The organism is Kitasatospora sp. NPDC057223 (assembly GCF_042669755.1).
Taxonomy (GTDB): Bacteria; Actinomycetota; Actinomycetes; order Streptomycetales; family Streptomycetaceae; genus Kitasatospora.
This window is the reverse complement of record NZ_JBHUWW010000060.1, coordinates 40,921-50,334: the sequence shown is the minus strand read 5'-3', so window position 1 is coordinate 50,334 and position 9,414 is coordinate 40,921. Positions and strand designations below refer to the sequence as shown.

Below are 9,414 nucleotides of genomic sequence, written 5' to 3'. Positions count from 1 at the left end.
TTCGGCAGCGTCGACAGGTCGTTCCCGAAGGACGCCGTCTCCGAGGTGAACCGGTCACCCGTCAGCTGCATCCCGTCACCGGAGTCCCCGGCGAATCGGATGATCACCCGGTCCAGCCGTTTCACCGGCTTGACGGGCCTGGGCCGTGAGCCTTCCGGGGGGACGGGGCCCGATCGGCCCTCGTTCCCGTCCGAGCCGTCCACTGCTTCCGACTGATCGACCTGACTGGTCACTGCCGCGGACCTCCTCGTGGGCATCAGCCGCGGGCGTGAGCCGTGTGCCCCGTCCGCGTGGTGCACCTTCCGCATCTTATGCGTGAGAGGAATCCAGGGGACGGAACTTCGCTGTGCGGCGGAAAGTGCCTCTTCGGTGTCTCTTTCCGCACCACCCGTCCAGTGGTTTCAACACCGGAGGGCCGCCCGGCCATACCGGGCCCCCCGGCGTTCACCGCATTCCGCGCCGGGCGTCTCAGGAATTCAGGTAGGTGAGCACCGCGAGCACCCGGCGGTGGTCCTCGGGGCTCTGGGCCAGGCCGAGCTTGGCGAAGATGTTGCTGACGTGCTTCTCCACCGCGCCGTCGGAGACGACCAGCTGCTTCGCCACGGCGGTGTTCGTCCGGCCCTCGGCCATCAGCCCCAGCACCTCCCGCTCGCGCGGGGTGAGCCCCTCCAGGACGTCGCTGCGGCGGCTCCGGCTGAGCAGCTGCTGCACCACCTCCGGGTCCAGCGCCGTCCCGCCGGCCGCGACCCGGACGACCGCGTCGGCGAACTCTCGGACCTCGGCGACCCGGTCCTTGAGCAGGTACCCGACGCCGCGGGTGGAGCCGGCCAGCAGCTCGGAGGCGTAGCGCTCCTCGACGTACTGCGAGAGCACGAGCACGCCCAGCGACGGGTACAGACCGCGCAGCGTGACACAGGCGCGGACGCCCTCGTCGGTGTGCGTGGGAGGCATCCGGACGTCGGCGACCACCACGTCCGGCAGGGCGTCGGCGGCGGCGAGCTCGTGGATCGTCCGCAGCAGCGCCTCGCCGTCCCCGACGCCCGCGACGACCTCCAGGCCGCGGTCGGTGAGCAGCCGGGTCAGGCCCTCCCGGAGCAGTACGGAGTCCTCGGCGATGACGACGCGAAGCATGGCGGCCTTCCGGGCTGGGCGGAGCTGACGGGGTCAGTCTCCCCTATCCGCGGAGCCGGGACGGGACGGTCCGGACGATCACATCGTACGGATGGCCACCGCGTCGCAGAGCCCCTGCAGGGCCGCCTTCGCCGGGCACTCCGGCAGCGGGGCGAGCAGCGAGCGGGCCTCCTCGGCGTAGCGCAGGGTCTCGCGGCGGGCGTGCTCCAGCGCGGGGTGCTTGCGCAGCAGGCGCAGCGCCTCGGCGTGCAGCTCGTCGTCGGCCAGGTCGAGCTGGAGCAGCTCGCGCAGGCGGGCGTCCGCCGGGTCGGAGTCGTCCGCCGGCATCTGCTGGAGCAGCAGGATCGGCAGCGTGGGGACGCCCTCGCGCAGGTCGGTGCCGGGGGTCTTGCCGGACTCGTGGCCGTCGCTGGCGATGTCGAGCACGTCGTCGGCCAGCTGGAAGGCCATGCCCATCCGCTCGCCGTACTGGGTCAGGATGTCGACCACCCACGGCTCGGCACCGGACATCAGGGAGCCGAAGCGACAGGAGACGGCGACCAGCGAGCCGGTCTTGCCCGCGAGCACGTCCAGGTAGTGCCGCAGCGGGTCGTCGTCCGGCCCGGGCCCGGCGGTCTCCAGGATCTGGCCGGTGACCAGCCGCTCGAATGCGTCGGCCTGGAGGCGGACGGCCTCCGGGCCGAGGTCGGCGAGCACCTGGGAGGCGCGGGAGAACAGGAAGTCCCCGGTGAGGATGGCGACCGAGTTGTCCCAGCGGGAGTTGGCGCTGGGGGCGCCGCGCCGCACGGGCGCCTCGTCCATCACGTCGTCGTGGTAGAGCGTCGCGAGGTGGGTCAGCTCGACCACCACGGCCGCGGGGACGACACCGGGCGCGTACGGGTCGCCGAACTGCGCGGCGAGCATCACCAGCAGCGGGCGGAAGCGCTTGCCGCCGGCCTCGATGAGGTGGCTCGCGGTGATGGTGATGAAGGAGACGTCGCTCTTCACGGTCTCGGCGAGGGCGGTTTCCACCGCGTCCATGCCGGCCTGGACGTCGCGGGTCAGATCGCGGTCCTGCACGCTGAGCCCGAAGGGTCCCACGACGGTCACGAAGACCACTCCTGTCCCTGGTCGATCTAGCGGCCCGGTCCCTGAGTGCCGCCGCTGGCCATACAGGCAGGGTATCCGGTCAGGAGTGGATCACTGCACGGGCGTGCGGGTCTGTCATGGGCGGGACGGATGGGCCTGGTCACACCCCTGCGCGGGGCGGGCGTTCACGGCGGAGGTCCGGGCCGCGCCCTGCGGCGTGACCCGGACCTGCTCCGACCCTCGGTTCAGCGGACGAACGGCGACACCTTCGAGGCCAGGTCCAGGAAGTACTGCGGGAGCAGTCCCAGACCGAGGGTGACCAGCACGCCGACGCCGATGGCGGTCGCCGTGAACGCGCTGGGGATCGCCACCGTGGGGCCGCCGGGCTGCGGCTCGGAGAAGAACATCAGCACGATCACCCGGATGTAGAAGAACGCCGCCACCGCGGAACTCAGCACACCGACGATGACCAGCGGCGTCGCGCCGCCCGCCGCGGCGGCCTGGAAGACCGCGAACTTGCCGGTGAAGCCGGAGGTGAGCGGAATGCCCGCGAAGGCCAGCAGGAACAGCGCGAAGACGGCCGCCAGCAGCGGGGAGCGCCGGCCGAGGCCGGCCCAGCTGGAGAGGTGGGTGGCCTCGCCCTTGGAGTCGCGGACCAGGGTGACCACCGCGAACGCCCCGAGCGTCACGAAGGAGTACGCCAGCAGGTAGAAGAGCACCGCGCCCAGGCCCTGCTTGTTGGTGGCGATCACCCCGGTGAGGATGAAGCCGGCGTGCGCGATCGAGGAGTACGCGAGCAGGCGCTTGACGTCCTGCTGGGTGACGGCCAGCACGGCGCCGACCACCATGGTCAGGATCGCCACGCCCCACATCACCGGCCGCCAGTCCCAGCGCAGGCCGGGGAAGGCCACGTAGAACAGCCGCATGAAGGCGCCGAAGGCGGCCACCTTGGTCGCGGCGGCCATGAAGCCGGTGACCGGCGTCGGGGCGCCCTGGTAGACGTCCGGGGTCCAGGAGTGGAACGGCACCGCGCCGACCTTGAACAGCAGGCCGACCGAGAGCAGCGCCAGGCCGATCAGCAGCAGGGCGTCGTTCTGGGTGGTGCTCAGCAGGGCCTGGGTGGCCGGTGCCTCGCCGGAGATGACGTCGGCGATGTCGCCGAGCCGGACGCTGCCCGCGTAGCCGTACAGCAGGGCGGTGCCGAACAGGAAGAACGCCGAGGCGAACGCCCCCAGCAGGAAGTACTTGACGGCCGCCTCCTGGGAGAGCAGCCGGCGGCGCCGGGCCAGTGCGCAGAGCAGGTAGAGCGGGAGGGAGAAGACCTCCAGCGCCACGAACATCGTCAGCAGGTCGTTGGCCGCGGGGAAGAGCAGCATGCCGCCGACGGCGAACATGGTGAGCGGGAACACCTCGGTGCTGGCGAAGCCGGCCCGGGTGGCGGTGCGCTCGTGCTCCCCGCCGGGGGTGGCGGCGGCCTGCGGGGCGAAGGCGTCCACCGGCACGCCGCCGACGCTCGGCTCCAGCCGCCGCTCCGCGTAGGTGAGCACGGCGACGACGGCGACCAGCAGGATGACGCCCTGCAGGAACAGCGCGGGCCCGTCGAGGGCGACCGAGCCCATCGCGAGCAGGTCCACCTTGGTGCTGCCGTACCCCTGCGAGGCGAGCACGATCACGGCCGTGAAGGCGCCGGCGAGGCCGAGCAGCGCGATCGCGATCTGCGCCCAGTAGCGGGCCCGGCGGGGCAGGAACGCCTCGGCCAGGATGCCGGCGACGGCGGCGCCGAACACCACCAGCATCGGGGAGAGCTGCCCGTACTCGACGTGCGGCGCGGGGATGCTGGGGCTGTTGCCGCCGGCGGCGGCGAGCCATTGGCTCATCACTTCTGCTCACCTCCGGGGGTGGCGGCCACCGGGTGGGCCGGCGCCGGGTCGGTCCGGTGGACCTGGGAGAGGGTGTCGTCCACCGCCGGGTTGACGATGTCGGTGAGCGGCTTCGGGTACACGCCGAGCAGGATGGTCAGCGCCACCAGCGGTGCCACCACGGCCAGTTCGCGGACCTTGAGGTCCGGCATCCCGCGCACGGAGTCCTTGACCGGGCCGGTCATCGTGCGCTGGTAGAGCACCAGGACGTACAGCGCGGCGAGCACGATGCCGAAGGTGGCGACGATGCCGAGCGCCGGGTAGCGGCTGAACGTCCCGACCAGGACGAGGAACTCGCTCACGAACGGGGCCAGCCCCGGCAGCGAGAGAGTGGCCAGGCCGCCGATCAGGAACGTCCCGGCGAGCACCGGGGCGACCTTCTGCACGCCGCCGTAGTCGGCGATCAGGCGCGAACCGCGCCGCGAGATCAGGAACCCGGCCACCAGCATCAGCGCGGCCGTCGAGATGCCGTGGTTGACCATGTAGAGGGTCGCGCCGCTCTGGCCCTGGCTGGTCATCGCGAAGATGCCCATGATGATGAAGCCGAAGTGCGAGATCGAGGCGTACGCGATCAGCCGCTTGATGTCCTTCTGCCCGACGGCCAGCAGCGCGCCGTAGATGATGCCGACCACCGCGAGCACGAGGATCGCGGGGGCGAAGGTCTTCGAGGCGTCCGGGAACAGGCCGAGGCAGAAGCGGAGCATCGCGAAGGTGCCGACCTTGTCGACGACGGCCGTGATCAGGACGGCCGTTCCGGCGGTCGACTCCCCCATCGCGTTGGGCAGCCAGGTGTGCAGCGGCCACAGCGGCGCCTTGACCGCGAAGGCGAAGAAGAAGCCCAGGAAGAGCGCCTTCTCGGCGGTGCCGCTGAAGACCAGCTTGCCGTCGGCGATCGCGGAGGTGAGCGTCGGCAGGTCGAAGGTGGCGAAGCCCTGCTGCTGCGCGATCACGTACATCCCGATCACGGCGGCCAGCATGACCAGCCCGCCGAGCAGGTTGTACAGCAGGAACTTCACGGCCGCGTAGGAGCGCTGGCGGGCCGACTCGGGGCCGCCCGCGCGGTCGCCGAAGCCGCCGATGAGGAAGTACATCGGGATCAGCATGGCTTCGAAGAAGACGTAGAACACGAAGACGTCGGTCGCCAGGAAGGACACGACGACCATCGCCTCGACGGCCAGGATCAGCGCGAAGAAGCCCTGGGTGCGGCGCTTCGCCTCGAAGCTGCCCCCGGGCGCCGGCGCCGGGTCGGCGTCGTGCCAGGAGGCGAGCATCACCACCGGGACGAGCACCGCCGTCAGCAGCACCAGCACGGTGCCGATGCCGTCCGCGCCGAGCGAGAAGCTGATCCCGAACGACCTGATCCAGCTGTACGACTCGGTGAGCTGGTACCGGGCCCCGCCCGGCTCGAACCTCACCGCGACGACGGCCGCGAGGACGAGCGTGGCGAGCGAGACGCCCAGCGCCGCGGACTTGGCGAGGCGCCGGCGGCTCTCGTCCGACCCCGCGGGCAGTGCGGCGGTGAGCACCGCGCCGGCCGCCGGGACGGCGCAGGTGGCGGTCAGCAGGTAGCTCATGGCCTGGCCTCCTGACGTTGGTGGTTGTGGCGACCCATCATCAGACCGACCTCATCAGGAGAGTGGTGGCGACCAGCACCAGCGTGCCGCCGAACATGGAGAGCGCGTACGAGCGGACGTAGCCGTTCTGGATGCGGCGCAGCCGGCTGGAGACCCCGCCGATGGTGGCGGCGAGGCCGTTGACGAAGCCGTCCAGGCCCTTGCTGTCGAAGTAGACGAGCGCCGCCGCCAGTGCCGAGCCGGGGCGGACCAGGACGGCGTGGTTGAAGTCGTCCTGGAGCAGGTCGCGGCGGGCCGCCCGGGTGAGCGGCGAGCCGACCGGCGGCACGACGGGCACCGGGGCCCGGCCGTACATCAGGTAGGACACCCCGACACCGGCCAGCATGCAGAGCGTGGTGAGCGCCGTGACGGTGACCGCGGACAGCGGGGAGTCGCCCTCCGCGTGGCCGGTGATCGGCTCCAGCCAGGTGAGGAAGGAGCTGTTCAGGGTGAACAGGCCGCCGGCGAAGACCGAGCCGAAGGCGAGCACGACCATCGGGAGCGTCATGATCTTCGGGGACTCGTGCGGGTGCGGCTCGTTGCCCTCGGCGTCCGGCTGCCAGCGCTTCTCGCCGAAGAAGGTCAGGATCATCACCCGGGTCATGTAGAACGCGGTGACGGCCGCGCCGACCAGAGTGCAGAGGCCGAGGATCCAGCCCTCGGTGCCGCCCTTGGCGAACGCCGCCTCGATGATCTTGTCCTTGGAGAAGAAGCCGGACAGGCCGGGGAACCCGATGATCGCCAGGTAGCCGAGGCCGAAGGTGACGAAGGTGACCGGCATGTACTTGCGCAGGCCGCCGTAGTGACGCATGTTCACCTCGTCGTTCATGCCGTGCATGACCGACCCGGCGCCGAGGAACAGCCCGGCCTTGAAGAAGCCGTGGGTGACCAGGTGCATGATCGCGAAGGCGTAGCCGATCGGGCCGAGGCCGGCCGCGAGGATCATGTAGCCGATCTGCGACATGGTCGAGCCGGCCAGCGCCTTCTTGATGTCGTCCTTGGCGCAACCGACGATCGCACCGAAGATCAGCGTGACGGCGCCGACCACCACCACCGCGGTCTGGGCGTCCGGCGCCAGGTTGAAGATCGCGGCCGAGCGGGTGATCAGGTAGACGCCGGCGGTCACCATGGTGGCCGCGTGGATCAGGGCCGAGACCGGGGTCGGGCCCTCCATCGCGTCCCCGAGCCAGGACTGCAGCGGCACCTGCGCGGACTTGCCGCAGGCGGCGAGCAGCAGCATCAGGCCGATCGCGGTCAGCTTGCCCTCGCTCGCCTGCGACGCCGCGCCGAAGACGGGCTCGAAGGCGAAACTGCCGAACTCGGTGAACATCAGCATGATCGCGATCGACAGGCCCACGTCGCCGACCCGGTTGACCAGGAAGGCCTTCTTCGCGGCCGTCGCGGCGCTGGGCTTGTGCTGCCAGAAGCCGATGAGCAGGTACGAGGCGAGCCCGACCCCCTCCCAGCCGACGTACAGCAGCAGGTAGTTGTCCGCGACCACCAGCAGCAGCATGGCCGCCAGGAAGAGGTTCAGGTAGGCGAAGAAGCGGCGCCGGCGCTCGTCGTGCGCCATGTAGCCCACCGAGTACAGGTGGATCAGCGTGCCGACGCCGGTGATCAGCAGGACGAAGGTGATCGACAGCTGGTCGAGCCGGAAGCCGACGTCGGCCTGGAAGCCGTTCACCGGGATCCAGCTGTACAGGTGCACGCCGACCGGGCGTTGCTCGACGTCGCGGCCCAGCATGGACGCGAACAGCGCCAGCCCGAAGCCGAACGAGAGGGCGGCGAAGGCCGTCCCCAGCCAGTGGCCGAAGCGGTCGAGCCGGCGCCCGCCGAGCAGCAGCAGGGCAGCGCCTGCCAGCGGGGCCGCCACGAGCAGCGGAATGAGAGAGTTCACCGTGAGGCCCTCCGCCTACAGCTTCATCAGGTTGCTGTCATCGACCGAAGCCGAGTGCCTGGTCCGGAAGATGGACACGATGATGGCGAGGCCGACCACGACCTCGGCCGCCGCGACCACCATGGTGAAGAACGCGATGATCTGGCCGTCCAGGTTGCCGTGCAGCCGGGAGAAGGTGACCAGCGCCAGGTTCGAGGCGTTGAGCATCAGCTCCACGCACATGAACAGCACGATCGCATTGCGCCGGATCAGCACTCCGCTGGCACCGATGGTGAACAGCAGGGCCGCCAGGTAGAGGTAGTTGACGGGGTTCACGCCGAGTCCCCCTCGTGGTTCGGGACCTTCTCCAGGGCCGGCTGGACGGGCTTCGCGGGCGACGGCACCGGCGGACGGGCGGACGACGCCCGGCCGAGCCAGTCGGCCGTGGTGTCCTCCAGTTCGGCCATCCGCTGGAGCATCTCCTGGCTGACGTCGCGGATCTGGCCGCGCTCGCGCAGGGTGGCCATCACCGAGTCCTCGGCGATGGAGCCGTCGGGCAGCAGGCCGGGGATGTCGACCGCGTTGTGCCGCGCGTACACGCCGGGGGCCGGCATCGGCGGCACCTGGATGTTGTCCCGCACCCGCTGGGCGGCCAGCTCGCGCTGGGTGGCCGGGGCCTTCACGTGCTCGCGGTGGGTGAGCACCATGGCGCCGATCGCGGCCGTGATCAGCAGTGCGCCGGTGACCTCGAAGGCCCAGACGTACTTGGTGAAGATCAGCCGGGCCAGGCCCTGCACGTTGCCCTCGGCGTTGGCCTCGGAGAGGCCGGTGAAGTGGTCGAGCTTCGCGTTCACGATGCCCGCGATCAGCAGCACCCCGAAGCCGAGGCCGCAGAACACGGCGGCGAACCGCTGGCCCTTGAGCTGCTCCTTGAGGGAGTCCTCGGAGGTGACGCCGACCAGCATCATCACGAACAGGAAGAGCATCATGATCGCGCCGGTGTAGACGACGATCTGCACGACGCCCAGGAAGACCGCGCCCTGGGCCATGTAACAGATCGCCAGCGCGATCATCGTGGCGGCCAGGCAGAGCGCGCTGTGCACGGCCCGGCGCATCAGCAGCATGCCGAGTGCGCCGGCCACCGCGATCACGGCGAGGACCCAGAACTGCACGGCCTCACCGGTGGAGGTGGCCCCGGTCAGGGCAAGGGCGTTCACCCGGACACCTCCTCGTCGAGCTTCTGGCGCGATGCGGGCACCTGGCGCTCCGTACCGGGCGCGGCAGCGGTGATCTCGCCCCGGTAGTACGCGCCCTCGTCGGTGCCCGGGTAGATCTCGTGCGGCGAGTCGACCATGCCCTCGGTGAGCCCCACCAGCAGCTGCTCCTTGGTGAAGATCAGGTCCCGGCGGGAGGAGTCGGCCAGCTCGTACTCGTTCGTCATGGTCAGCGCCCTGGTCGGGCACGCCTCGATGCAGAGCCCGCAGAGGATGCAGCGGGCGTAGTTGATCTGGTAGACCGCGCCGTAGCGCTCACCGGGCGAGTAGCGCTCCTCGTCGGTGTTGTCGGCGCCCTCGACGTAGATGGCGTCGGCCGGGCAGGCCCAGGCGCACAGCTCGCAGCCGACGCACTTCTCCAGGCCGTCCGGGTGCCGGTTGAGCTGGTGGCGGCCGTGGAAGCGCGGAGCGGTGGGCTTCTTCTGCTCCGGGTACTGCTCGGTGAGCCGCTTCTTGAACATGGCCTGGAAGGTCACGCCGAAGCCTGCGGCCGGGCCCAGGATCGATGACTTCTCGGTATCGTCCGACATCTC

At 70.5% G+C, this 9,414-nt stretch carries 8 protein-coding genes and 1 pseudogene; all 9 read right to left on the bottom strand.

Annotated elements, in window-relative coordinates; translation table 11 throughout:
- Positions 1 to 233 (bottom strand): annotated as a pseudogene (locus tag ACFUK0_RS21595) (2-oxoglutarate ferredoxin oxidoreductase subunit alpha); the annotation flags it as partial.
- A gap of 235 nt (positions 234 to 468) precedes the next feature.
- Positions 469 to 1,131, bottom strand: coding sequence for a LuxR C-terminal-related transcriptional regulator (locus ACFUK0_RS21590; protein WP_380252564.1), 663 nt, complete (start codon positions 1,129 to 1,131; stop codon positions 469 to 471).
- Positions 1,132 to 1,209: 78 nt separating this feature from the next.
- Entirely contained in the window at positions 1,210 to 2,220 is a 1,011-nt protein-coding gene (locus ACFUK0_RS21585) for a polyprenyl synthetase family protein (RefSeq protein WP_380252562.1), read from the bottom strand.
- Between the two features lie 224 nt (positions 2,221 to 2,444).
- Positions 2,445 to 4,076, bottom strand: coding sequence for an NADH-quinone oxidoreductase subunit NuoN (gene nuoN / locus ACFUK0_RS21580; protein WP_380252560.1), 1,632 nt, complete (start codon positions 4,074 to 4,076; stop codon positions 2,445 to 2,447).
- Entirely contained in the window at positions 4,076 to 5,692 is a 1,617-nt protein-coding gene (locus ACFUK0_RS21575) for an NADH-quinone oxidoreductase subunit M (RefSeq protein WP_380252558.1), read from the bottom strand. The genes nuoN and ACFUK0_RS21575 overlap by 1 nt, the downstream gene beginning before the upstream one ends.
- Positions 5,693 to 5,732: 40 nt before the next feature.
- Positions 5,733 to 7,628, bottom strand: a complete 1,896-nt coding sequence (gene nuoL / locus ACFUK0_RS21570) for an NADH-quinone oxidoreductase subunit L (RefSeq protein ID WP_380252556.1) — start codon at positions 7,626 to 7,628, stop codon at positions 5,733 to 5,735.
- Positions 7,629 to 7,643: 15 nt separating this feature from the next.
- Positions 7,644 to 7,943, bottom strand: coding sequence for an NADH-quinone oxidoreductase subunit NuoK (gene nuoK / locus ACFUK0_RS21565; RefSeq protein ID WP_035798594.1), 300 nt, complete (start codon positions 7,941 to 7,943; stop codon positions 7,644 to 7,646).
- A complete protein-coding gene (locus ACFUK0_RS21560; protein ID WP_380252553.1) occupies positions 7,940 to 8,824 on the bottom strand; it encodes an NADH-quinone oxidoreductase subunit J in 885 nt (294 codons plus the stop codon). Before ACFUK0_RS21560 ends, nuoK begins: the two co-directional genes overlap by 4 nt.
- The gene (nuoI, locus tag ACFUK0_RS21555) at positions 8,821 to 9,411 is read right to left on the bottom strand and encodes an NADH-quinone oxidoreductase subunit NuoI (RefSeq protein ID WP_380252551.1); all 591 of its coding nucleotides are present in this window, start codon (positions 9,409 to 9,411) and stop codon (positions 8,821 to 8,823) included. Before nuoI ends, ACFUK0_RS21560 begins: the two co-directional genes overlap by 4 nt.
- Positions 9,412 to 9,414: the final 3 nt, after the last annotated feature.